20 protein-coding genes are annotated in these 23,623 nt (G+C 73.7%); 16 read left to right on the top strand and 4 right to left on the bottom strand.

Annotation, left to right across the window (positions count from 1 at the left end; translation table 11 throughout):
- Positions 1–597, top strand: a 597-nt coding sequence (locus ABGB06_RS33745) for an MmgE/PrpD family protein (protein ID WP_347597340.1), incomplete at its 5' end; no start/stop codon positions are given.
- Between the two features lie 11 nt (positions 598–608).
- A complete protein-coding gene (locus tag ABGB06_RS33740) occupies positions 609–1,568 on the top strand; it encodes a D-2-hydroxyacid dehydrogenase family protein (protein ID WP_347597337.1) in 960 nt (319 codons plus the stop codon).
- Between the two features lie 82 nt (positions 1,569–1,650).
- Here the strand turns inward: ABGB06_RS33740 and ABGB06_RS33735 are convergent, their stop codons facing one another.
- The gene (locus ABGB06_RS33735) at positions 1,651–2,754 is read right to left on the bottom strand and encodes a non-reducing end alpha-L-arabinofuranosidase family hydrolase (RefSeq protein WP_347597334.1); all 1,104 of its coding nucleotides are present in this window, start codon (positions 2,752–2,754) and stop codon (positions 1,651–1,653) included.
- A gap of 390 nt (positions 2,755–3,144) precedes the next feature.
- Here ABGB06_RS33735 and ABGB06_RS33730 point away from each other — a divergent pair, with 390 nt between their 5' ends.
- Positions 3,145–3,783, top strand: coding sequence for a class I SAM-dependent methyltransferase (locus ABGB06_RS33730; protein ID WP_347597331.1), 639 nt, complete (start codon positions 3,145–3,147; stop codon positions 3,781–3,783).
- A 24-nt stretch (positions 3,784–3,807) separates the two neighbouring features.
- Here the strand turns inward: ABGB06_RS33730 and ABGB06_RS33725 are convergent, their stop codons facing one another.
- A complete protein-coding gene (locus tag ABGB06_RS33725) occupies positions 3,808–4,446 on the bottom strand; it encodes a histidine phosphatase family protein (RefSeq protein WP_347597327.1) in 639 nt (212 codons plus the stop codon).
- 7 nt (positions 4,447–4,453) lie between these two features.
- Positions 4,454–5,941: an FGGY family carbohydrate kinase gene (locus ABGB06_RS33720; RefSeq protein WP_347597324.1), complete on the bottom strand. Its 1,488-nt coding sequence runs from the start codon at positions 5,939–5,941 to the stop codon at positions 4,454–4,456.
- 237 nt (positions 5,942–6,178) lie between these two features.
- Here ABGB06_RS33720 and ABGB06_RS33715 point away from each other — a divergent pair, with 237 nt between their 5' ends.
- The 11 genes from ABGB06_RS33715 (at position 6,179) to ABGB06_RS33665 (ending at position 18,599) form a co-directional block, all read left to right on the top strand.
- Positions 6,179–6,967 carry a DeoR/GlpR family DNA-binding transcription regulator gene (locus ABGB06_RS33715; RefSeq protein ID WP_347597321.1) on the top strand — a complete coding sequence of 263 codons (789 nt, stop codon included), beginning with the start codon at positions 6,179–6,181 and terminating at the stop codon, positions 6,965–6,967.
- Complete coding sequence (locus tag ABGB06_RS33710; protein WP_347597318.1) at positions 6,964–8,028, top strand: 2-hydroxyacid dehydrogenase; 1,065 nt, start codon at positions 6,964–6,966, stop codon at positions 8,026–8,028. Before ABGB06_RS33715 ends, ABGB06_RS33710 begins: the two co-directional genes overlap by 4 nt.
- A gap of 122 nt (positions 8,029–8,150) precedes the next feature.
- Positions 8,151–9,584, top strand: coding sequence for an FGGY-family carbohydrate kinase (locus ABGB06_RS33705; RefSeq protein ID WP_347597315.1), 1,434 nt, complete (start codon positions 8,151–8,153; stop codon positions 9,582–9,584).
- Between the two features lie 100 nt (positions 9,585–9,684).
- Positions 9,685–10,962: an extracellular solute-binding protein gene (locus ABGB06_RS33700; protein WP_347597312.1), complete on the top strand. Its 1,278-nt coding sequence runs from the start codon at positions 9,685–9,687 to the stop codon at positions 10,960–10,962.
- Positions 10,963–10,965: 3 nt separating this feature from the next.
- Positions 10,966–11,961, top strand: coding sequence for a sugar ABC transporter permease (locus ABGB06_RS33695; protein WP_347597309.1), 996 nt, complete (start codon positions 10,966–10,968; stop codon positions 11,959–11,961).
- Complete coding sequence (locus ABGB06_RS33690; protein WP_347597306.1) at positions 11,958–12,785, top strand: carbohydrate ABC transporter permease; 828 nt, start codon at positions 11,958–11,960, stop codon at positions 12,783–12,785. The genes ABGB06_RS33695 and ABGB06_RS33690 overlap by 4 nt, the downstream gene beginning before the upstream one ends.
- A gap of 74 nt (positions 12,786–12,859) precedes the next feature.
- Positions 12,860–14,452: an alkaline phosphatase D family protein gene (locus ABGB06_RS33685; protein ID WP_347597303.1), complete on the top strand. Its 1,593-nt coding sequence runs from the start codon at positions 12,860–12,862 to the stop codon at positions 14,450–14,452.
- Positions 14,453–14,482: 30 nt separating this feature from the next.
- Positions 14,483–15,310 carry a helix-turn-helix domain-containing protein gene (locus tag ABGB06_RS33680; protein WP_347597300.1) on the top strand — a complete coding sequence of 276 codons (828 nt, stop codon included), beginning with the start codon at positions 14,483–14,485 and terminating at the stop codon, positions 15,308–15,310.
- A gap of 81 nt (positions 15,311–15,391) precedes the next feature.
- Complete coding sequence (locus ABGB06_RS33675; RefSeq protein ID WP_347597298.1) at positions 15,392–17,197, top strand: acyltransferase; 1,806 nt, start codon at positions 15,392–15,394, stop codon at positions 17,195–17,197.
- Between the two features lie 115 nt (positions 17,198–17,312).
- Positions 17,313–17,576, top strand: a complete 264-nt coding sequence (locus ABGB06_RS33670; protein ID WP_347597295.1) for a hypothetical protein — start codon at positions 17,313–17,315, stop codon at positions 17,574–17,576.
- 204 nt (positions 17,577–17,780) lie between these two features.
- Positions 17,781–18,599: an SAM-dependent methyltransferase gene (locus tag ABGB06_RS33665; protein WP_347597292.1), complete on the top strand. Its 819-nt coding sequence runs from the start codon at positions 17,781–17,783 to the stop codon at positions 18,597–18,599.
- A gap of 35 nt (positions 18,600–18,634) precedes the next feature.
- Here the strand turns inward: ABGB06_RS33665 and ABGB06_RS33660 are convergent, their stop codons facing one another.
- On the bottom strand, positions 18,635–21,226 hold the full coding sequence (locus ABGB06_RS33660; protein ID WP_347597289.1) for a protein kinase: 2,592 nt from the start codon (positions 21,224–21,226) through the stop codon (positions 18,635–18,637).
- 237 nt (positions 21,227–21,463) lie between these two features.
- Between ABGB06_RS33660 and ABGB06_RS33655 the strand changes: the two genes are divergently transcribed.
- Positions 21,464–22,258: a hypothetical protein gene (locus ABGB06_RS33655; RefSeq protein ID WP_347597286.1), complete on the top strand. Its 795-nt coding sequence runs from the start codon at positions 21,464–21,466 to the stop codon at positions 22,256–22,258.
- 216 nt (positions 22,259–22,474) lie between these two features.
- Positions 22,475–23,596: a hypothetical protein gene (locus ABGB06_RS33650; RefSeq protein WP_347597283.1), complete on the top strand. Its 1,122-nt coding sequence runs from the start codon at positions 22,475–22,477 to the stop codon at positions 23,594–23,596.
- Positions 23,597–23,623: the final 27 nt, after the last annotated feature.

Genomic DNA, 23,623 nt, shown 5'->3' with positions numbered 1-23,623 from the left:
GCCCCCGCGGCCGCCACGCTGCTCGACGCGGCCGCCCGCGTCGCCGAACGACTGCCCGCCGGCGACCCGCGGGATCGCGCGGGCGCCGTCGCGGCCGCGCTCGGCGAGGCCGGCCACCGGCCGGTCGTGGCCGCCGCGGTGGCGCCGTGCGCGACGGCCGACCCGCCGCGCGCGGACGCGGCGCGGGCCGTCGTGCTGGGCCTCGCCGTCACCGCCCGACTCGCCACCCGGCTCGACGTGGCCGTGGACCGGCTGCCCGGCTTCGCCGCGACCCTCGCCGCGACCGCGGCGCACCGGCCGTCGCCGGACACCGCGCTGCGCGCCCTCGGCCTGGTGGGCACCCAGACCACCGCCGTCGCCGGCACCTCGGCGTCGCGGGCGATCGACGCCGGGCGCGCCCGCCGCGCCGCGGCCGACGCCGTGGAGTCGGCCTCCCTGGCCCACCATGGCTTCGCCGGACCCGCCCGCCCGCTGACCGGCCGCCGCGGGCTGCTCAGCCTGCTCGCGCGACGCGCCGACCCGCCGCTGGCCGGTCCTGCCCTGTTCGACGACGCCGCGCTCGACACCCTGCTCGGCGCCGTGGCGACGCAGAGGTGAGGATGGGACCCATGAGAATGCGCTGCGCGGTGCTGGACGACTACCAGCGGGTGGCGACGACCATGGCCGACTGGTCGCCGGTCCTGGACCGGGTGGAGGTCGTCAGCTTCGCCGAACACTTCGCCACCGAGGACGAGTTGGCGACGGCCCTGGCCGACGCCGACATCGTCGTCACGCTGCGCGAACGCGTCGCGTTCCCGGCGTCCCTGTTCGCCCGGCTGCCCCGGCTGCGGCTGCTGGTCGCCTCGGGCATGCGGAACTCGGTGATCGACCACGCCGCGGCCGAACGGCACGGCGTGACCGTCTGCGGCACCGCCAGCGCGCCGACGCCGCCCGTGGAGCTCACCTGGGCGCTGATCCTGGGCCTGGCCCGCGGCCTGGTCACCGAGAACGCCGCGCTGCGCGCCGGCGGGCCCTGGCAGAGCACCGTCGGCGCGGACCTGCACGGCCGCCGGCTCGGGCTGCTCGGGCTCGGCAAGCTCGGCGGCCGGGTGGCCCGGGTCGGGCTCGCGTTCGGCATGGAGGTGACGGCCTGGAGCCAGCACCTCACGGCCGAACGGGCGGAGGAGGTGGGGGCGACCAGGGCGGCGTCCCTGGAGGAGCTGCTGCGCACCAGCGACGTCGTGTCGGTGCACCTGGTGCTGAGCGACCGGACCCGCGGCCTGCTGGGGGAACGCGAGCTGGCGCTGCTCAGGCCGACCGCCTATCTGGTGAACACCTCACGGGCGGCCATCGTCGACCAGGACGCGCTCCTCGCCGCCCTGCACCGCGGCGCCATCGCCGGCGCCGGCCTCGACGTGTTCGAGACCGAGCCGCTCCCGGCGGACCACCCGCTGCGCTCCGCGCCCCGCCTACTCGCCACCCCGCATCTGGGCTACGTCTCGGAGGACAACTACCGCCGGTACTACGGGGACGCGGTGGAGGACATCCAAGCGTTTCTCGCCGGCTCCCCGATCCGCCGCCTCGGCTGAGGCCGACTGAGGAGGACCGGGGCGGGTGGGTGCCCGGCGCACGTCCAGCCGGCGCGCGCCGGGCACATCCGTGGGAGCTGGGTCAGCAGGGCGAGTTGCTGTGGGTGGCGAGGCCGAGGCGGTAGGGGAGTTGCGAGTAGTCGCCGCCGGCGTTCGGGTCCAGTCCCTGGTAGAGGAGTTGGAGGTTGCAGGGGTCGATGGTCATGGTCTGGTCGGGCCCGGTTCTCAGCAGTTCACCGTGGCTGATGTCGCGGGTCCAGGCGCCCGAGGAGAACGACACGTTGTTGCTGCGGGCGAAGGGGTTGGACTCGGTGGCCGCCAGGGGCTGCCACTGGCCGTTGAGGCTGTTGGAGGTGAAGGAGCGGTACCAGCGCCGGCCGTCGGAGCCGATGGCCTCCATGATCAGCAGGTACTGGTCGGTGCCCTCGACCTTGTAGACGGCCTCACCCTCGAAGAGGTTGTTCCGGGAGTCCTGGAGCGCGATCTGGGTGTTCCGGAAGCCGTTGGGGAACTCGCCGACGGTGGTCTCGGCCCGGTAGAGGTGGCCGTTGTCGTCCGCGGAGAACAGGTAGCACATGCTGGCGTCGCAGATGACCCAGAAGTCCAGCCAGTAGCCGTTGCCGATGTTCTGCCGGACGATGTCGGGCATGCTGCTCTGGAAGTTGCGGGGCGTCGACCAGCTGGACGGGTTGTTGATGTCCTTGGTGACGGAGTACGAGGGCAGGCCGGTCTGGTAGACCAGGTACCACTCGTCGCGGGGCTCGAAGTAGAACGCGTGCGGCGCCGCCCGGTAGCCGCCGCCGACGCCGGAGGCGGACTCCAGGTCGACCTGCGAGGCGCTGTTCGCCTGGGACCAACTGTCGAAGCTGGTGTGGGCCAGGCCCCAGTCGCCGTTGCGGTCGACCCGGGTGAAGAAGACGTGCCAGGTGCCGTCCTCGTCCTGGACCACCGACGGGTCCTTGGCCGCGACGGAGTTGATGTTCCCGGCGGGCGAGAGCACCGGACCGCCGGACGACCACTGGTAGCTGCTGGGCAGTGCGGCAGCGGCCGAGGCGGGCTCCGCGCCGGCGGGCTCCGCGGACGAGGAACTGGCGGGGGCGACGAGGAGCGCGAGGGTCAGGCCCAGGAGAACGGCGAGGACCGTGGGGAGGCGACGCGCGCGGCGTCTGCGTGGGGTGATGGACACGGAAGAACTCCATGGCGGCTCGGCCGGTGGGCCCACCCACGCGTGCGTCGTCCGCGTCATGGCGTCGGTCAGCGTGGCGCGCGCGTGAGGGGAGCCTCACCGGAACAGAACGGAAGGGTGCGCATGCTGTCGACGGCCTGTGGGGCGGACACAAACCGGTGGAGCACTGGAGCAGTCGAGGAACCGGGCCGGGCAGCGCCCTGGATGTTCGACATGACGAACGTGGGCCGGTTTCTCAGACACTAGGATGATAGGCAACTCTCGAACGCCGTCAACAGCCCACGCGGCCACGCCGGCCCTGTCGCCCGTGGACCGCGGCGGCCCGCGCCTACCCTCGTCGCGGACCCCACCCCACCAGCCGAGCGAGACGACGGGAAGCCGAGGCCCCTGATGACCGGTCAAGAGTCCTGTCGGAACCCCCGCTTCGCCCGCGCGTATCTGCGGGTCGCGGAGCAGGCCGACCTGCGCGGCGGCGCGGAGCACCGGCGGCGGCTGCTGGAGGGACTGCGCGGCCGGGTCCTGGAGGTGGGCGCCGGCCAGGGGCGCAACTTCCCGCACTATCCCGGCACCGTGACCGAGGTCGTCGCGGTCGAGCCCGAGGAGACGCTGCGTTCCTTCGCCCGCCGGGCCGCGGAGCGGGCCCCGGTCCCGGTGACCGTGCGCGCCGGACACGCCGGCGAACTGCCGGCCGAGCCGGAGACGTTCGACGCCGTGGTCTTCTCCCTCGTGCTGTGCACGGTGGACGACCCGCGCGCCGCGCTGGCCGAGGCCGCCCGGGTGCTGCGCCCCGGCGGCCAGCTCCGGTTCTACGAGCACGTGCGCTCCACGCGCCGTTGGGCGGCGCTCCTGGAGGACGCCGTCACCCCGCTGTGGCGCCGGGCCGCGGGCGGCTGCCACCCGAACCGGGACACCCCGGCGACCGTGCGGGCGGCCGGGTTCACCGTCGAGGACGTCGACCGGTTCGGCTTCTCCCCCGCGCCGCTGGCGCCGCCGCTGGCGCACGTCCTCGGCCGGGCCACCCGCCGCTGACGCCCGGCGGGCGCCGGGCCGCGCTCATCCCGGCGGCGCCGCCTCGTCCGCCGGAACGCGCGCGGCGAGGGGCACGTTGTAGCGGATCAGGGACGCCTGTTCGTCGGTCAGCCGCAGCTCGGTGACCGCGCCGTTGGCCAGCTGCGGGAACACCGTCCGGTACCGGGACAGCGGGATGCCGAGCAGCTCGCACAGCGTCAGCCGCAGCAGGGTGTTGTGGGCGACGACCAGCGCCTGGCCGGCGTCGTGCCGGCGGGCGATCCGGCGCACCGCGGCCGCGCCGCGGGCCGCGGCGGCGGCCGGGTTCTCGGCCCCGGGAAAGGCGCCGCCGACCGGGTCCGCGCGGAACGCCGCGGCCTGCGCCTCGGGCAGTTCGGCGAGCGTCCGGCCCTCCGCCTCGCCGAAGTCCACCTCGGCCAGATCGTCGGCGACCCGCAGGGGCAGGCGCAGCACCGCCGCCGCGGGCGCCGCGGTCTCCCGGGCGCGGCGCAGCGGGGAGACCCAGACCGCGTCGATCCGGGTGTCCGCCACCCAGGCGGCGAGCCGTTCGGCCTGCGCCCGGCCCACCTCGGTGAGCGCGACGTCGCTGACGCCGGCGTAGCGGTTCTCCCGGTGCCACACGGTCTGGCCGTGGCGTACCAGGTAGAGGAGCGTGGTGGTCACGACGTCATCACCCGTGCTCTCGTGCGTGGTCGGCGATCTCGGTGGGAAGCCAGCCGCGGCGCTCCAGTTCGTCCAACAGCCGGCGGTACGGTTCCGCGAACCGGTCCCGGCCGCCCGGCCGCGGCTCCAGTACGGTCCGCACCCGCACCATCGCCTCGGCGACGTCGGCGGCCGATCTGGTGTCCCCCGGGCCGCGGGTGCCGTACGCGGCGAGCACCGCCATGCCCAGGTCGGCGCCGGCGTGTTCGGGGATCCGCGCCGGGCGGCCGAGGACGTCGGCGCGGAGCTGGCACCAGTAGGCGCTGCGCGCGGCACCGCCGGTGAAGGTGAGCGGGCCCTCGACGAGGGCGCCGAGGCGCCGCACGTACGCGAGGGCGAGCCGCTCGGTCAGGGCGACCCCCTGGAGCAGCGCCGCGTGCCGGTCCGCCTCGTCGGCGGGCGCGCCCAGCAGGAAGCCCTCGGCCCGCGGGGCCAGGAACGGGAAGCGCTCGCCGCGGGAGACCAGCGGATACGCCAGGCCGCCGGACGGCTCGTACCGGGCGGCCAACTCGTCGAGGCGGGCCAGGTCGGCGGTGCCGGCGAGCACCCCGGCCCCGACGCTGGAGGCGCCGCCGGGCAGCCAGGCGCCGCCCGGCGCGCGGTGGTTGTACATCACCCCGGCCGGGTCCCTGACCGGCGCGTCGGCGACTCCCTTGAGCACCAGCGTGGTGCCGAGCACCGAGTTCCACCGGCCCACCCGCAGTGCCCCGGAGCCGAGTTGTCCGGCGCAGCCGTCCGTCATCCCGGCCACCACCGGGGTGCCGGCGGCCAGCCCGGTCCGCCCGGCGGCCTCCGCGCTGACCGTGCCCAGCACCGTGCCGGGGCGGGCGACGGCGGGGAACAGCGACTCCGGCAGCCCCAACCGCTGGTGCACCTCGTGCGGCCAGGACTCGGACTCCAGGTCGTAGCCGGTCTTCAGGGCGTGGCTGGCGTCGGTGCCGACCGGCCGGCCGACGAGCCGGGTGACCACCAGGTCCGCCTGGTGGGTGATCCGGGCCCGGCCCAGCTCGCCGGGCCGGCTCTCGACCAGCCACAGCGCCTTGGCCAGCGCCCAGGACGGCTGGATGCGCAGGCCGATCCGGTCCCACAGCTCCGCGCCCGCGCGCTGGGCGCGGTGGGCCTCGTCGGGGGCCCGGCCGTCGTCGTACATGATCCCGGCGGTCAGCGGCTCGCCGTCGGGGTCGGCCAGCAGGACCGTGCCCGAGGTGCTGCAGACGGCGAGGCCGCGCACCGCCGGCGGCGACAGCCCGGACACCGCCGCGCGGACCGCGCCGGTGACGGCGACCCACCAGTCGGCCGGGTCCTGCTCGTGCCGCACCCCGTCCCGCCGGCCGGTCAGCGGCGCGGACCCGCGCCCGACGACCAGCCCGTCGGCGGTCACGGCCAACGCCCTGACGCCCTGGGTGCCGACGTCGATGCCGACCCACACCGCGTCAGGTGACGCGTCCCGCACCATCCGAGGCCCTCCCTTCCGGCGACGTTCCCGCGCTTCGATGTGAAGTTATAGCAGAAGATGTTATGTACACCCACGGGCGCTCGTCGGATTCCGGCAGCTCGTGACCGCACAGGGGCTTGACGTGCGAGCCAGCGTGTTACAAGCTCCTGCGAACAAGTCATCCAGAGGCGTTAACAACTCATCCTCTCTGTTATCTCGTAACTCGTGGGGCGCGAGCCCCGAAGGACCGGACGGACCATGACTCACGACAGCGGCGGCCGGCAGGGCCCCGAACGGCGGCGACAGGAGATCGCCGACCTGGTGCTCTCCACGGGCTCGGTCACCGCCGCCGATCTGGTCGAACGCTTCGGCGTCAGCCTCATGACGATCCACCGCGACCTCGACGAGCTGGAGCGCCAGGGCATCCTGCGCAAGCACCGGGGCGGGGTGACCGCGCAGCCGTCCGGGGTGTTCGAGAGCAACGTGGCCTACCGGATGCGGTCGATGCGCGCGGCCAAGGAGGCCATCGCCGAACGCGCGGCCGGCCTGATCGAGCCCGGCATGGCCGTGATGCTCGACGACTCCACCACGGCCCTCGCCCTGGCCCGCCGCCTCCCGGCCCTCGGTCCGCTGACCGTCATCACCAACTTCCTGGCGGCGATCAACCTGCTGGCCGGCGAGCGCGACGTCCGCCTGATGGGACTGGGCGGCGACTACGACCCGCTGCACGACTCCTTCCTGGGCGTCGCCTGCGTGGACGCGATCGAGGCGCTGAACGTGGACCTGTGCTTCGTGTCCACCTCCGCGATCTCCGAGGGCTTCGCCTACCACCAGGAGCAGCACATCGTGTCGGTCAAGCGGGTCATGCTGCGCGCCGCGGCGCGCAACGTCCTGCTGATCGACCACTCCAAGCTCAACCGGGTCGCGCTGCACCGGGTGGCCCCGCTGTCGGTGTTCGACCGGGTGATCGTGGACGACGGGGCGGACGCCGCCGCGCTCCGCGATCTGGACGAACAGAAGGTCAGGTACGAGGTGGCGACGACATGAGGGTGCTGGCCGCGGGAGACCACTTCGTCCTGCCCGGGCTGCTGGCCGACGCGGTGCGGGCGGAACTCGCCGACTCCGCCACCGACTCCGCCACCGACTCCGGCACGGGCACGGGCACCGGCACCGACGTCCGGCTGCTGGAGCTGCCCTGGCCGCTGACCCCGTTCGGTCCCGTCGCCGAGGTGGACGAGGCGTCCGGTACCGAGGACGTCATGATCGAGGCGCTGGACGGGGTCGAGGTGTGCGTGACCCAGATGGCGCCGATCACCGCGCGGGTCCTGGAACACGCCCCCGACCTGCGCCTGGTGGCGGTCGCCCGGGGCGGCCCGATCAACGTCAACGCCGAGGCCGCGGCGGCCCACGGCGTGCGGATCTGCTACGCGCCGGGCCGCAACGCCACCGCGACCGCCGAGTACACGGTGGGCCTGCTGCTGGCCGTGCTCCGGCGCATCCCGACGACGCACGCCGCACTGAGCGAACGGGGCGAGTGGGCCGGGCGGTTCTACACCTACGACGCCACCGGCCTGGAGATCGCCGGGACGACCGTCGGTCTGGTCGGCGGCGGCGCCGTCGGGAGCCGGGTGGCGCGCATCCTCGCCGGCTTCGGCGCCGAGGTGCTGGTCCACGACCCCCATCTGCCGGACGACCTGCCCGAGGCGGAACGCGTCGCGGACCTGGACGACCTGCTGCGGCGCTCCCGGGTGGTGTCGCTGCACGCCCGGCTCACCCCCGAGACCCGCGGCCTGGTCGGCGCCCGGGAGATCGGCCTGATGCCGCCGGGTTCGGTGCTGATCAACTGCGCCAGGGGCCCGCTGCTGGACCAGGACGCGCTGTGCGCGGCGTTGGCCTCCGGTCAGCTGCTGGGCGCCGGCCTCGACACCTACGCCGAGGAGCCGCCGCCGCCCGGCTCCCCGCTCTTCTCCGCCCCCGGCCTGGTCATGACCCCGCATCTGGCGGGCGCGAGCCGCGCCGTCGCCGAGAAGGCCGCGCGGATCGTCGCCGCCGAGGTCGGCCGGTACCACCGCGGCGAACCGCTCGCCCACCAGTTCGGCTCCCCCTGACGCCCCACCCCCCGTTCCCGCCGGCCCCCGGCCGGCCCCGCACCGTCCGTTTCCCCTCCCCTCCCCCTACTCCCATCCCCATCCCCTATCCCCCTCCCCAACGAGAGGCAAGGAGGCCCTCGATGCTCGTCGGGATTGACGTGGGCACATCCGTGGTGAAGGCCGCGGCGTTCGACGAGTCCGGCCGGGCGCTCGCCGTCGAGTCGTGCCCGGCCCGGGTGCGGGCCGGAGACGGCCGGGTGGAGCAGGACGCCGAGGAGGTCGTCGAGGCGGTCGGGCGGGTGCTCGGCGCGCTCACCGCGGGCCGCCCCGCGCCCACGGCCGTCGGGCTGACCGGACAGGGCGACGGGGTGTGGCTGATCGACCGGGAGGCGCGTCCCGTCCGCCCGGCGATCTCCTGGATGGACGGCCGGGCCGCCCCGATCGTGGCGGAGTGGACGGCGAACGGGGTGGCCCACGAGGTTTTCCGGCGCACCGGCAACACCCTCTTCCCCGGCGGTCCGGCGCCGCTGCTGGCCTGGCTCGACCGGCACGAGCCGGAGTCCCTGGACGCGGCCGCCACCGCCGCGTACTGCAAGGACATGGTGCTGCAACGGCTGACCGGGGTGCGCGGCACGGACGTCAGCGACGCGTCGGTGCCGTTCCTCGACCCGCACACCCGGGACTACGACGCCGAGGCCGTGGCCGCCTGCGGGCTGACGCACCGCGCGGGCCTGCTGGCCCCGGTCGTCGAACCGCGTCCCGCGGGCGAGGCGTTGCCCGGCGGCCCGCTCCCCGCCGGCGTGCCGATCAGCGCGGGCCCGTTCGACGTGCCCGCCTGCGCGCTCGGCGCGGGGGCGACCGAGCCCGGGGACGGGCTGCTGATCATCGGCACCACGCTGGCCTGCCTGGCCGTGGTGGCGGAACCGGACCTGGCCGGCGAGCCCGCGGGGTTCCACTTCGCCACCGGACGCCGGGACCGCTGGCTGCGCGGCATGCCCGCGATGGTCGGCACCGCCGCGCTCGACTGGGTGCTCGGCGCCGTCGGCGCGGCCCACCGCGACCTGGACGAGCTGCTCGCGGCCTCCCCGCCGGGCGCGCACGGCGTGCGGGTGCTGCCGTTCTTCTCCCCCGCCGGGGAACGCGCCCCGTTCCTCGAACCGGCCGCCCGTGCCGAGATCACCGGCGTCAGCCTGGAGACCACCTCCGCCGACCTGGTCCGCGCCACCTGCGAGGGCATCGCCTTCGCCGCACGGCACTGCCTCACGGCCGCCGGGCTGGCCGGAGACCTGGCGGTGGCGGGCGGCGGCACCCGCAGCGAGACCTGGCTCGGGCTGTTCGCCGATGTGCTCGGCCGGCCGCTGCGGGTGGCCGCGGCGGAGGCCGGCGCGCGCGGCGCGGTGCTGGCCGCGGCCGGCCATCTGGACGCCGCGGCCTGGACCCGCCCGGCCAGCGTCCGCGATCCGGACGCGGGCGGCGCCCGCTTCTACGAGGAGGAGTACCGCGCGTACCTGCGCCGGGTCGCGGCGGCCCGGGAACGCTGGCGCGACGCCGGCCCCGACCGCCGCCGCGACTGAGCCCTCCGGGCGAAGGCCCCCGGGCGGCCCGCCGCTCCGCACGTGGCGACGGCCGGTCAGCGGCGCCGCCCCGCATTTTCGTGACATCGAGGAGAGACCCATGACACCACCCTTCGCGCGGCGGCCGCTCGACCGCCGCGACTTCCTGAGGATGACCGGCGGCGCGGCCGCCGTGACCGCGCTGCCCGCCGCGCTGACGGCCTGCGGAGGCGGCGGCTCGGGCGGCGCCCTCCGGCTGGTCGGCGTGGCCGACCAGCAGGCGCCGCTCGACCTGCTCACCGAGGCCTACACGGAGGCGGAGTTCGAGACCTCCTACTCCCCCACGGACCAGGTGCAGACCTCGCTGCGCACCCAACTGGGCGCCGGCAACGCCCCCGACCTGCACGTCGTCTACCCGGGCAACGGCAGCGCGATGAGCATGGCGCAGATAGCGGGGGCCGGGCTGCTGGCGGACCTGAGTGGGCAGACCTGGACCGAGCGGATACCCGAGAACTTCCGGCCCGCCTTCGAGCTCGACGGCAAGACCTACCTGTACTCGGCCGGGTCCAGCGTGATCGGCGCGATCTACAACACCTCGGTCTTCCAGCGGGCGGGCGTCGAACCGCCGGAGACCTGGAGCGACTTCCTCCAGGTCTGCGAGACCCTCAAGCGGGCCGGCACGATCCCGATCGCGCTGGGCGCCCAGACGCAGTGGGTCACCCAGCTGATCAGCTACGCCCTGGTGCCGTCCACCGTGTACGCCGCGAACCCCCGGTTCGACGAGCAGATGCGGGACGGTTCGGCCACCTTCGCCGGATCCGGCTGGGCCGACGCCTTCGAGATGTACCTGGAGCTCCAGGAGCGCGGGTACTTCAACGACAACCCCAACGGCACCACCTTCGAGCAGCAGACCTCGATGGTGGCGACCGGCGAGGCCGCGATGGCCGTCCAGGTCTCGGCGGTGCTGCCGGACTTCCGCGCCGCGGCCAGCAGCCCCGACGAGCTGGCGATGTTCCCGGTGCCGGGCTCGGACACGGCCGCCGACGTGTGGATCCCGGCCGGCGTGGTGGTGGGCCTCGGGGTGAGCGCGCGCAGCGCCGACGGGGAGGCCGCCGCGGCGTTCGTCGAGTTCCTCGGCAAGCAGGAGAACATCAACCGCTGGGCCGAGACCATCGCCTGCGTGCCGCTGGTCCGCGACGAGAACTCCCCGATCGACCCGGTGCTCGAACCCTTCCTGCCGTTCCTCGACGAGGACCGGGCCGTGCCGTTCATGGACCAGGGGTGGCCCAACGCCGAGGTGCAGCCCGCCCACTTCGCGGTCGTCCAGGAGCTGCTCGGCGGCGAGATCACCGTGGCCGAGGGGCTGGACCGGCTGGACGAGACCTACCGGGGGGAGTAGCCGGTGCTGCGCACCTCGGATCGCACCCCGCGCCGCGCCGCCCGCCGCGCGGCGGGACCGCCGGGGGTCGAGAAGGCCACCGCCGGCGCGCCGGCCCGCCGTCCCGGTCGGCGGGCCGGCGGGCGGCGGGGCTTCCTGACCCCGCCCTGGTGGTTCGCGGCGCCGGCCCTGCTGGTGTACGCCCTGGTGGTGCTCTACCCGAGCGCCAGCGGGGTGCTGTTCGCCTTCACCGACTGGAGCGGCATCGGCGAACGCTCGTTCAACGGCCTGGCGAACTTCCGCGAGCTGCTGTCGGACGACGCGGCCCGCGGCTCGCTCGTCAACACCCTGTCGCTGACCGTCGCGATCGTCGTCGTGCAGAACGGCGTCGGCCTGCTGCTCGCCCTCGGCGTGCACACCCGGATCAGGTCGCGGGCGGTGCTGCGGGTGATCTTCTTCGCGCCCGCCGTGGTCAGCCCGGTCATGGTGGCGTTCCTCTGGAAGTACGTCTACAACCCGGCGCCCGACGCCGGCCTCAACGGCATCCTCGGCGCCGTCGGGCTCGGCGGCCTGCGCCAGGACTGGCTCGGCGACCCGTCCCTGGCCCTGTGGTCGGTGGCCGGGATGGTGGTCTGGCAGTTCGCCGGCTACTCCATGGTCATCTTCCTGGCCGGCCTGGCCGGCGTCCCCGACGAGCTGCACGAGGCCGCGATGATCGACGGCGCCGGGCGGTTCCAGCGCTTCCGGCACGTGACCTGGCCGCTGCTGGCGCCCGCCGTCACGGTCAACGTGATGCTCTCCACCATCGGCGGGCTGAAGCTCTTCGACCAGGTCTACGCGGCGACCAACGGAGGCCCCGGCTACGCCAGCGAGACGCTGTCCACGGTGCTCTACAAGCAGGCGTTCGTCTTCGGCAACTACGGCTACAGCACGGCGATCGCGCTGGTGCTCGCGCTCTTCGTGGCCGCCGTCTCGCTCATCCAGATCCAGTACCTGCGCGGCCGGGAGGTGACCGCGTGAACCCCCGCTACCGGTTCCGCACGTTCCTGTTGGAACTCCTGATGATCGCCGTCGCCGTGGGCTTCCTCTTCCCGGTGTACGCGCTGGTCACGCTGTCGTTGAAGGACGAGCGGCAGGTCGCCGCGGAGCCGTTGGCGCCGCCGACCTCGCCGACGTTCGACAACTTCTCCGACGCCTGGCAACGCGCCTCGCTGGGCTCGGCGTTGCTGAACAGCACCGTCATCACCCTGGCCAGCCTGCTGGCGCTGGTCGCGCTCGGCTCGTTCGCGGCCTACTTCCTGGCCCGCTGCGCGACCCGACTGGGCTACCGGCTGTACGTGCTGTTCCTGCTGGGCATCGTGCTGCCCTTCCAGCTCGGCATGATCCCGCTGTTCAAGATGTTCGACTCGATGGGCCTGCTGGGCACCTACCAGGTGCTGATCGTCTTCTACACCGGGATCCAGCTGCCGTTCACCGTCTTCCTGTACACCGGCTTCATCCGGGCGCTGCCCAGCGACTACGCCAACGCGGCGCTGATCGACGGCGCCACCCACGTGCAGGCGTTCACCCGGGTGGTGTTCCCGCTGCTGCGCCCGGTCACCGGCACCGTCCTGATCCTCAACGCCGTCTTCGTCTGGAACGACTTCTTCACGCCGCTGCTCTACCTCGGCGGATCGGCGCGGGAGACGGTCCCGGTGCGGATCTTCGCCTTCGTCGGCCAGTACGTCTCCGACCACGGGCTGGTCTTCGCGGGTCTGGTGCTGGCGGCGCTGCCGGTGGTGCTGGCCTTCCTGGTGCTCCAGCGCTACGTGATCAGCGGCTTCGCCAGCGGGATGAAGGGCTGACCCACCCCCACCGGCCCACTCATCCCGGCCAGCCCACACCGCCCCATCCACACACCTCCCGAGGAGACCGCACCATGCCCACCCACGACCCGTCAGCACCGGCCCGCAGACGCCGCGAACTGCTGCTGGCCGGCGGCGCGCTCGGCCTCGGCGCCCTGGCCGTCGGCTACTCCGCCAGCGCGGCGTGGCCCGCGCCGCGCTTCGACGACGACCCGTTCGCGCTCGGCGTCGCGTCCGGCGACCCCTGGCCGGACGGGGTGGTGCTGTGGACCCGGCTGGCGCCGGAGCCGCTGGCCCCGGACGGCTCGGGCGGCATGCCGCCCCGCCGCGTGGACGTCGCCTGGGAGGTGGCGGCCGACGAGCGGTTCCGCCGGATCGTCCGGCGGGGCAGCGCCACCGCCGTCCCGGAGCTCGCGCACTCCGTGCACGTCGAGGTGCGCGGACTGGAGCCGGCGACCGAGTACTTCTACCGGTTCCGGACGCACGGCGCGCGGAGCGCGGTGGGCCGGACCCGGACCGCGCCGGCACCGCACGCCGCGCCCCGGGAGCTGAGGATCGGCGTCGCCTCCTGTCAGGCGTGGTTCGAGGGCCACTACACCGCCTACCGGCATCTCGCCGAGGAGGACGTCGACGTGGTCTTCCACCTCGGCGACTACATCTACGAGAACCCCATCGACGCGAACGGCGGCGTGCGACAGACCCCGCTGGCCGCCGAACTCCGGGCGGAGCCGTACGACCTCACGCAGTACCGCCTCCGGCACGCGCTGCACCGCCACGATCCGGACATCATCGCCGCGCACCAGGCGCACCCCTGGGCGCTCGTCTGGGACGACCACGAGATCGACGACAACTGGGTCGGCGACCACGGCAAGGATCCGGGGAGCGATCCGGAGGCGTTCCGGCGGCGGAAGGCCGCCGCGTTCCAGGCGTTCTACGAGCATCTGCCGCTGCGCCTCCCCAACCGGCCCACCGGCAGCCGGGCCCGGCTGTACCGCAGCCTCGGCTACGGCCGACTCGCCACCTTCCACCTGCTGGACACCCGGCAGTACCGGGACGACCAGGCCTGCGCGGACGTCACCAGCGACTGCGCCGAGCGGCTGACGCCGGGACGCACGGTCCTCGGCGCCGAACAGGAGGACTGGCTGTTCGCCGGTCTGAGCCGGTCGACCGCGGTCTGGAACGTCATCCCCCAGCAGGTGCCGGTCACCCAGGTCGACACCGTCCCCGGCGACGGGCAGGCGTTCGTCATGGACTTCTGGGACGGCTACCGGCCCGCCCGGGACCGGCTGTTCGCCGAACTGCTGGCCCGCGACGTCGGCAACCCCGTCGTGCTGACCGGGGACATGCACCGGCACATGGCGGCCGACCTGAAGCTGGACTTCGACGAGCCCGACTCCCCCACCATCGGCGTGGAGTTCGTGGGCACCTCGATCTCCACCAAGATGGACGGGATGGACCTCGACCCGGGCGGCCAGAACCTGCTGGACGCCAACGAGCACATCCGGTTCACCAACTACCAGCGCGGCTACCTGCGCTGCACGCTGACCCCAGAGTCCTGCCGCGCCGACTTCCGGGTGCTGCCCTACGTGACCCGACCCGGCGCACCGGTGAGCACCCGGGCCAGCTTCGTCACCGAGGCCGGCAACCCCGGCCTGCAGCCGGCCTGACGCGCCCGGCCCCTCCCGGGAGAGCCCGCCATGCACCGTTCCGTCCCGCGCGCCGAGTCCCGCACCTTCGTGATCGACCGGGTGCAGGGCGGGCATCTGAACGAGGGGCCCGACTACGCCACCTTCCGCAGTCGCGGCACCGACGACTGGCTGCTGATCCACACGATGGCCGGCTCGGGGCAGGTCGCCGGGCCCGACGGGGCGCTGCGCACCGCGGTCGGCGACGCGGTGCTGCTGCGCCCCGGGAGCCTGCACGACTACGCGACGGCGCCCGGGGCGGGGCTCTGGGAGATCGTGTTCTCGCACTTCCATCCCCGCCCGGACTGGCTGCCGCTGCTGGACTGGCCCCAGCCGGTGTCCGGGGTCGGCCGGATCCACGCCCAGGGAGAGGTGCACCAGCGGGTCGTCGCGGCCCTGCTGCGCTCGGCCCGGGTCCGGGCGGGCGGGCTGCGGCAGGCCGTCGCCTTCGCCCAGAACTCCCTGGAGGAGGCGCTGCTGTGGTGCGACACCCAGAACCCGCAGAACCCGCTCACCGCGCATCTGGACGAGCGGCTGCTGCGGGTCATCGACCATGTCGACGCGCACCTGTCCGAGCCGCTGACCGTGGACCGGCTGGCGGCCCACGTGCACCTCTCGCCGTCGCGGCTGACCCGGCTGTTCGCCGAGCATCTGGGCATCAGCCCGCAGCGCTACGTCGAACGGCAGCGGATGGCCCGGGCCAAGCAGCTGCTCGACCTCACCAACCGCCCGGTGGCCGCGATCGCCCGCGAACTCGGCTGGCGCGACCCGCTCTACTTCTCGCAGCGCTTCCGCCGCCTCACCGGCCGCAGCCCCACGGCGTACCGGCACCGCGGCTGACCGCGCGGCGGAGCCTCCGGCGTTTTCGGGCTTGACAAGATCGGCGGTCGCCTGAGGGGATGACCCGATGGAGACGACCTGATGGAGACGCCGTCCACCGCGTCCGACGCGTCCACGGCAACCGACGGGGCCGACGTGCCCGATGTGCCCGACGCGTCCGACGAGGACCCGAGGCTGCTGGACTACAACGCCTGGCTGTTCTGGCAGCAGGCCGACGAGCCCCGCCGGCAGCGGCAGCGCGAGCGGCAGGAGGCGCTGCTGCGCACCTGCGAGGGCGCGATCGGCCCGCGCACGTTCGTCTCCGAACTGGCCATGGTCAGCCCCACCCGGCTGCGGCTCGGCGCCGACTCGTACGTCGCCGCGCACGCGTACCTGACCGGCACGCTGGAGGCCGGGGACGACTGCACGATCAACGCCTTCACCGTGGTGCGCGGCACCGTCAGCCTGGGCGACGGCGTGCGGGTGGGGGCGCACACCTCGCTCCTCGGCTTCAACCACTCGATGGACCCCGACCGGCCGGTCTTCCGGCAGCCCAGCACCGAACGCGGCATCACGATCGGCGACGACGTGTGGATCGGCTCCCACGTGGTGGTCACCGACGGCGTGACCATCGGCGCGCACGCGGTGGTCGGCGCCGGTTCCGTGGTCACCAGGGACGTGCCGGAGTGGGCCGTGGTCGGCGGCAATCCGGCCCGGGTGCTGCGCGACCGGCGCGCCCCGCGTGCCCCCCGCCGGGGCGACCGGCGGACGGCCGCGGCCCGTCGTCTGGCCGAACTGTCCGCGCGCGCCGCCGAACAGGCCGAACCGCTGCTGGCGCGCTGCTGGGAGCCCGAGGCCACCGCCCCCGACGGCACCCCCACCGGCCGGTACCTCGACGCACCGGGGGCCGCGCCGACGCTGCGCGCGCACGCCGACGCCGTGGAGATCTCCTTCCTGCTGCGCGGCTCCGCCCCGCCGCAGCTGCCGGCCGACGAGCACGTCCGCCGGCTGCGCCAGAACCAGGACCCGCGCACCGGCCTCACGCCCCTGCTCGGCCCGGACGGGCGGCACGGCCCCACCCCCACCGGGTACGGCCAGTCCGAGACCCACTACCACGTGCTCAGCCTCGGCTACGCCCTCGACCTGCTCGGCTCGCGGCTCGCGCATCCGGTGCACGCGGTCGCGGAGCTGACCCCGGAGGACCTGGCGGCCCTGCTGGACGCCCAGCCCTGGCGGGACCACGGCTGGGCGGCGGGCGCCGGCGTGGACACCCTGGGCACCGCGCTGCTGTGGAACCTCCGGCACGCCGAGCACGATGGGCGCGCGCCGGCGGAGCCGTCGCCGGCGGCGCGGGCGCGGCTCGACACGTTCTTCGGCTGGCTGGTCACCCACTGCCGCCCCGGCGAGGGGACGTGGAGCGGACCCCGGCCGCAGGACGGCCTGCTGCAGGCCGTGAACGGCTACTACCGGGCCGCGCGCGGCTCGTTCGCCCAGTTCGGCGTGCCCGTCCCGCATCCCGAGAGGACCGTGGACACGCTGCTGGACCACGCCGCCGACGAGCGGCACTTCGGCCCGGGGCGCACCACCGCCTGCAACGTGCTGGACGTGGCGCACCCGCTGTGGCTGACCCGCCGCCAGACGTCCCACCGCCGGGCCGAGGGCGAGGAGTGGGCGTTCGCGCAGCTCGACGCCATCGCCGACCGGTGGGTGGACGGCGAGGGCTTCCCGTTCGCGTTCCCGCCGCTCAGCGGGCCGGCCACCGCGGCGCACCGGCCGGGACTCCAGGGCACCGAGATGTGGCTGGCAACCCTGTGGTACGTCGCCGATCTGCTGGGCGTCGCCGAGTCCCTGGGCTACCGCCCGCGCGGCGTCCACCGCCCGGAGCCCGCGGTGAGCCTGCACCCCTGACGTCGGCCCCCGACTTCGGTCCCCGACTCCGGCGGTTGACCGTCCAGTCGATGTCCAGTCCCGCTGCCTAGCGTGTGAACGCCAACAGGCCACACGTTCACCGGGAGGGATACCGATGCAGGCAGGGGTCAGGAGAACGCTGGTCGCGACGGTCGCGACGCTGTCCACCGTGGCGGTGCTCGCCGCGACCGCCCCAAGCGCCAGTTCGGCCACGGACACCAGGGACACCGTCCTCATCGGGATCGACTTCCGGGTGCAGGACGGCCTCCTCGTGTACGGCGCCGGCGACGCGGGCGGCGTCTCTAACAACCCGGACGGGTCCACCGCGACCACCCTGTTCGACCTCGATCCGACGCCGGACCAGGTGGTCATCCAGTAGCCGGCCGACAACGGGACGGGCCGACGGGCGCGGCGTGACCGGGCACCGCGCGTGGCGGGACACGCGCGCCGGTCACGGGCGCGTTCACCACCGGACGTGGCCAGCACATCACCTATCGTGAGCGGAGGCCGGCCCGCGGCGTCCGTGCCCCCGCCTCCCGGCCGCCCGCCACCCCACCCGGCCAGCACGATCCGGAGGCCCGTCATGACCGAGCCCGCGCACCCCGAGCCGGTGCCCGTTCCGCCCGGGGTGGACCCGGACGTCCCGCACTCCGCGCGGTTCTGGGACGCGCTCCTGGGCGGCCGGCACCACTTCGCCGCGGACCAGGCGGCGGCCGAACTCTTCGAGCGGGAGCACCCCGTGGTGGGCCAGGCGGCCCGATCCTCCCGCCGCTTCCTGGTCCGCGCCGTGCGGCATCTGGTGCTCGTCCGCGGCATCCGGCAGATCCTCGACATCGGTCCAGGGCTGCCCACCGCCAACAACACGCACGAGATCGCCCAGGCCGCCGACCCGTCCTGCCGGGTGGTCTACGTCGACAACGACCCGGTGGTGCTCGCCCACGCCCGCGGCCTGCTCAGCAGCACGCCCGAGGGCGCCACCGAGTGGGTCCTGGCCGACGTCCGGGACCACGAGCGGGTCCACGACGAGTCCCAGCAGACCCTCAACCACACCAGGCCGGTCGCCGTGATCATGCTCAGCATGCTCGGCCACCTCGACCCGGAGGAGGCGGTGGAGGTGGTCGGCCGCTACACCGAGCCGCTCGTCGAGGGAAGCTGCCTGGTGGTGGGCGACGAGACCGACACCCCCGCGATGCGCCGGGCCGCCGACGCCTACGCCGCGACCGGCGCGGTGCCGTACCACGTGCGGACCCGCGAGCAGATCGCCGCCACCGCGACCGGCGGCATGCGCATCCAGCCACCCGGCGTCGTCCCCCTGGACCACTGGCCCGCCCCGGAGCCCGGCTCCGGCCCGCCGGCCGACGTCGACGGCTACGTCGCCGTCAAGGAGCGCCCGGGGGCCTGACGCCGGCGGCGGGCCCACCGTCCTGCCTCCACCACCTACTCCCCGGCCGTCGCGCGATCCGGGCGCAGGCGCGGGAAGACCATCGTGGTGGTCTCTTCCCGCGCGACGAGGCCGAACTCCGCGAGCCCTTCGGGCGTCGTGTCGAGAGCGTCCTGAAAGGCGCTCGGAGTAGCGAAGCGGTCGTCGGGAAAACGGGCCGTCATGCGGGTGATGAGGGCGCCGAGCTCCGCCGACACGGGGAGGTCGTCGACCACGGCGAGCGACCCGCCGTGGAGGCGCTGGAGCTGCAGTTCCGCGATCGGTGTGCCCTCGCCAGGCATGCGCCCCGTGAGGCAGTGGATCATCAGCACGCCGAGCGAGTACAGGTCGCTTCTGATGTCCACCCGGCCCCCTGACAGCTGCTCGGGGGCCATATAGCTGGGGGTCCCGACGAGCGGCTCTCGCGGGTCCGCCTCGGCGTCGTCGTCCACCCGTAGCGCCCGGCCGAGATCGGTGAGGACGACACCACGCACGGGATGCAGCAGGACGTTGCTCGGTTTGACGTCCAGCCTGGCGAGCCCCGCGTCGTGGAGGTAGTCCAGCGCCTGACCGATCTGCCGGGCCACGAGCACCGTCCGGCTCGGCAGCAGGATGCCTTCCTCGGCGAGCCGGGCGGCCAGCGACGGGCCCTCGACGAGTTCCTGGATCAGGGCGGGTTCCGACTTGGCCGGATCGAGCAGGACGTCGATGGTGTTCACGATGTTCGGGTGGTGCATGGACCTGCTGATCTCCGCCTCCCGGCGGAACCAACTCAGCGCCTCCTCATCGCGCTGCCGCCCCACATGCATCATCTTCACGGCCACGGGTTGGCCGGTGAGCAGGTCCCGCCCCCGATACACCGCGCCCATGCCCCCCTGGTTGATGAGCGCCAGCAGAGCGTACCGGGTCGCCAGGACATCGATCGGGACCTCCGCGGACTCCGTGCCGGGCGACTTCCCCAGCCCTTCACCCCCGTCCCGGCGCGGCGCCGCCTCATCCGCCAACGCGGTCTCGTCCGCCTGCGCCGGAGCGTCGGGCACCGGCGCGGCGACCACCGAGTCGACTAGCCGCGCCAGTTCCCACCGGTACGCGTCCGTCAGCTTGTAGTACGTGAGATGGGCGTCCGGCGCGTTCCCGTAGACCGTGGTGTCGCTCTCGTCGCCCGTCCGTGTCACCTCCAGCACGCTCGCCTCCGTCAGGTGGCGCAACACCTGGTCGATCCCGGGCGCGCCGAGCCCGAACGCCGGCTCCACGTCCGTTGCCACGTCGGTGGCGGCGAACGACCTGCCCTCGCTGTGCAGGGCCCACTCGACCACCTGGTAACCCCCCATGCGCCAACGGTCGTCGTCAATCGGCGTGCGGGCGAGCCGGACCGGGTTGGCCCTGGCGACGGCCGCCCCTGTGATCTCCTCCAGCCGGCTGTAGAGGTTGACGCGGGCCCAGTTCGCCTGATCGACGCGCAGACAGGGCCCCTCGGCCGTTCCCTCCCAGGAGACGAAGGAGTTGAACTCCTGGAGCAGCCGCCGCGGGATCCCCTTCGCTTTGAACCGGAGGTAGCGGGTCAGCCGCATCAGCTTGACGCTGTCCAGCGGCGTCCCGCGGGGCGTCGCTCCGGGGGCCGCCAGCGGCGGGAGGAGCCCGTCGATCAGGCGCTCGGGCGCGTCCCACAGGCATGGCACGTACGCGTGCCAGCTGAAGACGTTCTCGTACACCCCGTTGCAGCCGTCGGCCCAGCGGACGGCGCGATCGTGCAGGTCCGGGCCGGCCACGACGAGGAAATGGGCGCCCTGTGTCGTCAGCACTCCCTTGAGCCGGCGCAGCAACTCCTCGAACTCCGCCATCGCCTCGGGACGGCCGTCCGTCAGCTTGTCGATCTCGTCCAGCACGACGACCGGGTGAACGAGCATCCGATGGGCGGCGCGTCCCCGGGGGCCACCGCCCCGGCCGCGCAACGGACGCCGACGCTCCGGCACGCCGGGCGCGCCGTCGGCCCTCCTCCGCGAGCCGTCCAGAAGCTGGATGATGCGCACCAGGTCGTGCTCGACATCGGTCTCCGAGTAGGCGAGGAACGCGGCCTCCGTGGCGCTCGACCTCGCCCTGGTCCGGCTGACACCGAGCGGCGAGAACACGGCGAGCGGTCCCGGCTGGGGTCCGAGGCCGAGCGAGCCCGTCCGCTCACTGGTCTCCGACTGGGTCTGCGTGAACGACAGAGAGGTGCGGGTGTACGCGGTCGGCAGCGAGTGCTGGACGTCGCGCGGCAGGAGCGGCAGCAGCTTCCGGTCGTCGAGTTCCTCGAAGATCCGCCGCACCACGGCGAAGAGGAGTTGATCCGGCGTCATCGACCGAGCGAGGTTGAGCTGCGTGACGAGCAGCACCCGGCCCTGGGCCTCCCAGGCCGCGGCGGTCTCGGCCAGCGCCCGGTTGACCAGGGTGGACTTGCCGACGCCTTGGAAACCCGTCACGAGGAAGGTGCCGCCCCGGGAATGCACCAGACGCTCCCGCAGCGCCTTCGCCAGCTCCTCGTGACCCAGGACCGGGATGATGCCCTCGCCCACCGGAAGGGGTTCGTGGACGTAACGGAAGTGTGCCGGCAGAGGTAATCGCAGCAAAGCGTCCCACTCCCCCGATTGTCGCTTGCCAACGTCCGTCTATGGTCTCGTAGTTCGTGGCGCGACGGGAGACGTCCACCGGCCCGTTCGAGGAAGGGCGGGCCGGGTGGGGTCTCCGTCGCGGGCAAGCGCTCTCGTCGGGCGGGCTCCCTTGACAGCCCACCCGGCAGCGCTGGGCGTTCGACTCGGACGAAGCAGGGCGAGGAGTACGAGGGCCAGGGCAACCACAACCTGTCGGTGGCGGACGTGGACGCCGACGGCACGGTCCTCTACAACACCGGGCTGGGGCACGGCGACGCCATGCACCTGAGCGATCTGGACCCGTCACGCCCGGGCCTCGAGGTCTTCGCGGTGCACGAGAGCATGACGGCCTCGGGCAACCGGGGCGCGACGTTCCGCGACGCGGACACCGGCGAGGTGCTGTGGTCGATGCCCGCGTCGACCGACATCGGCCGGGGCGCGGCAGGCGACATCGACCCCACCCAGCCGGGCGCGGAGTCGTGGGCGGTGACGACGACCGGCGAGTGGGACTCCCGGGAGGGCGAACTGCGCGCGGCGGACGGCACGCTGGTCGGCCCGTCGATCCCGCCGGCGAACTTCATGGTCTGGTGGGACGGCGACCCGCTGCGGGAGATCTTCGACCACGAGTTCGACGAGGAGGTGTACCCGCGGGGCGGCTCCCCGTACGTCGCGAAGTGGGACTGGGAGACCGGTCAGCAGGAGCGCGTGCTGGAGCCCGAGGACGTCTACAGCAACAACGGCACGAAGGGCAACCCGACGCTCCAGGCCGACCTGTACGGCGACTGGCGTGAGGAGTTGGTCCTGCCCACCACCGACGACGAGGCGCTGCGGATCTTCACGACCACCGCGGAGACCGAGCTGCGGCTGCCGACGCTGATGCACGACCCGGTGTACCGGCTGGGCGTGGCGTGGCAGAACGTGGCGTACAACCAGCCGCCGCACACCAGCTACTTCCTGGGTGACGGCATGGAGCGGCCGGCGCGGCCCGCGATCCGCTACGTCGGCCGGTAGCCGGACCACGGCACCCGTCCGGCACCCGTCCGGAAGACGAACGACCGGCATGGCGCGGCGCGTTCGGCGGAGGCACCCGCTCCGCCTGGCGCGCCGCGCCGCGTTGTCCGCGCGCCGTCTTGTCAGGTTCACGGAGCGTCTGCTAGACGTGTGCACAAGGTCGTTGGGGACGGCCTCAACGGGGACGACGGGGGACATCACATCGTGTCGAGACGTATGAGTCTGGCGCTTTTCAGCGTTGTCGTGTTCGTGGTCTGCGCGTTCGGCGCGGTCGAGGCGAAGGGCAACGCGCCCTGGGCCGAGGCCGAGGCCACGGCGGCCTGCGAGCCGACCGGTCCGCAGCTCAGCACCACGGTGGTGACCGGCGGCTTCCCGGTCCGCGACCCCTCGACGGCGCCCGAGAAGCACACCATCGCCGTGCTGGAGGACCTCCAACTCTGCGCGGGCCGGCCGCACCGCTTCCTCGGCGGCATCGTCGCCACCGTCTCGCAGAACATGCTGATGGGGACCGACGTCCGGTGCGTGCCGACCGACGGCGACGTGGGCACGCCGCAGGAACAGGCCGCGCGACGCTCGGCGTACAGCACCCGCAACCACGGCGACCCGGCGAACGAACCGGAGGCGATCGCGGTCAGGTGGCTGTTCGAGCCGGACCGCGACGGCACGTACGACTGCGAGGTGCGCGGCTGGGGCCAGACCAGCAAGGGCACGTCGGGCTCGATGACCATCGTCCCGCACCAGAACACCAAGCTGTCGGTGTCCGGCGTCGAGGACGGCGGGAGGGAGTGGGTGCAGGACGCCGATCGCTACCTGTGCAACGACCCGGAGGCCCAGGACCCGGTGTGCGGGACCGCGACGTACGTGCTCAGGGACGAGTTCCAGGCCGACGCCGACGCGCGGAGCATCGACGTGTACGCCGGCGTTGAGGCGTCCATCTGCGCCAGGGAGTACAAGGACTGCACGGACACGACGGCCGGGTTCGGCGACTTCGTCGTGGGCACCGAGCTGAGCGTCACCCAGCTGTCCAACGACGGCGGCACGGGACCCTGCGACGGCGCCCAGACCCACGTGGACGAGCTGACCACGCGCGTGGCCGGGGCCGGACAGCTCAACCACACCAAGATCCACCAGGCCTTCGACGCCCCGATCCCGGTCGTCGTCAACTCCGACTGCTCGCGCACCTTCGCGATCGGCGTCCGGGCCGAGTACCTGATGGACGACCCCGACAACCCGAACCACGGCGGGCTCGTCGAGGGCCGGATCCCGGACGGTCTGCCGACCGACCCCGAGGCCCTGAACCGCTACTACACGTCCGCCATGGCGACGAACAACTTCTGAGCCGCCGAGGCGGTGGGATGCCGGAGG

Origin of the sequence: Streptomyces sp. B6B3, from assembly GCF_039871525.1 — a bacterium.
Taxonomy (GTDB): Bacteria; Actinomycetota; Actinomycetes; order Streptomycetales; family Streptomycetaceae; genus Streptomyces.
The sequence above is the reverse complement of the archived record's forward strand: the minus strand, read 5'-3'. Positions and strand labels throughout refer to the sequence as shown.

Bases quoted from the DNA above. Each gene is read 5' to 3' on its own strand.
- ABGB06_RS33670 (WP_347597295.1), top strand. From the start codon at position 17,313: ATGCAGGCAGGGGTCAGGAGAACGCTGGTCGCGACGGTCGCGACGCTG.
- ABGB06_RS33705 (WP_347597315.1), top strand. From the start codon at position 8,151: ATGCTCGTCGGGATTGACGTGGGCACATCCGTGGTGAAGGCCGCGGCG.
- ABGB06_RS33720 (WP_347597324.1), bottom strand. From the start codon at position 5,941: ATGGTGCGGGACGCGTCACCTGACGCGGTGTGGGTCGGCATCGACGTC.
- ABGB06_RS33700 (WP_347597312.1), top strand. From the start codon at position 9,685: ATGACACCACCCTTCGCGCGGCGGCCGCTCGACCGCCGCGACTTCCTG.
- ABGB06_RS33710 (WP_347597318.1), top strand. From the start codon at position 6,964: ATGAGGGTGCTGGCCGCGGGAGACCACTTCGTCCTGCCCGGGCTGCTG.
- ABGB06_RS33680 (WP_347597300.1), top strand. From the start codon at position 14,483: ATGCACCGTTCCGTCCCGCGCGCCGAGTCCCGCACCTTCGTGATCGAC.
- ABGB06_RS33665 (WP_347597292.1), top strand. From the start codon at position 17,781: ATGACCGAGCCCGCGCACCCCGAGCCGGTGCCCGTTCCGCCCGGGGTG.
- ABGB06_RS33685 (WP_347597303.1), top strand. From the start codon at position 12,860: ATGCCCACCCACGACCCGTCAGCACCGGCCCGCAGACGCCGCGAACTG.
- ABGB06_RS33650 (WP_347597283.1), top strand. From the start codon at position 22,475: ATGAGTCTGGCGCTTTTCAGCGTTGTCGTGTTCGTGGTCTGCGCGTTC.
- ABGB06_RS33730 (WP_347597331.1), top strand. From the start codon at position 3,145: ATGACCGGTCAAGAGTCCTGTCGGAACCCCCGCTTCGCCCGCGCGTAT.
- ABGB06_RS33675 (WP_347597298.1), top strand. From the start codon at position 15,392: ATGGAGACGCCGTCCACCGCGTCCGACGCGTCCACGGCAACCGACGGG.
- ABGB06_RS33740 (WP_347597337.1), top strand. From the start codon at position 609: ATGAGAATGCGCTGCGCGGTGCTGGACGACTACCAGCGGGTGGCGACG.
- ABGB06_RS33715 (WP_347597321.1), top strand. From the start codon at position 6,179: ATGACTCACGACAGCGGCGGCCGGCAGGGCCCCGAACGGCGGCGACAG.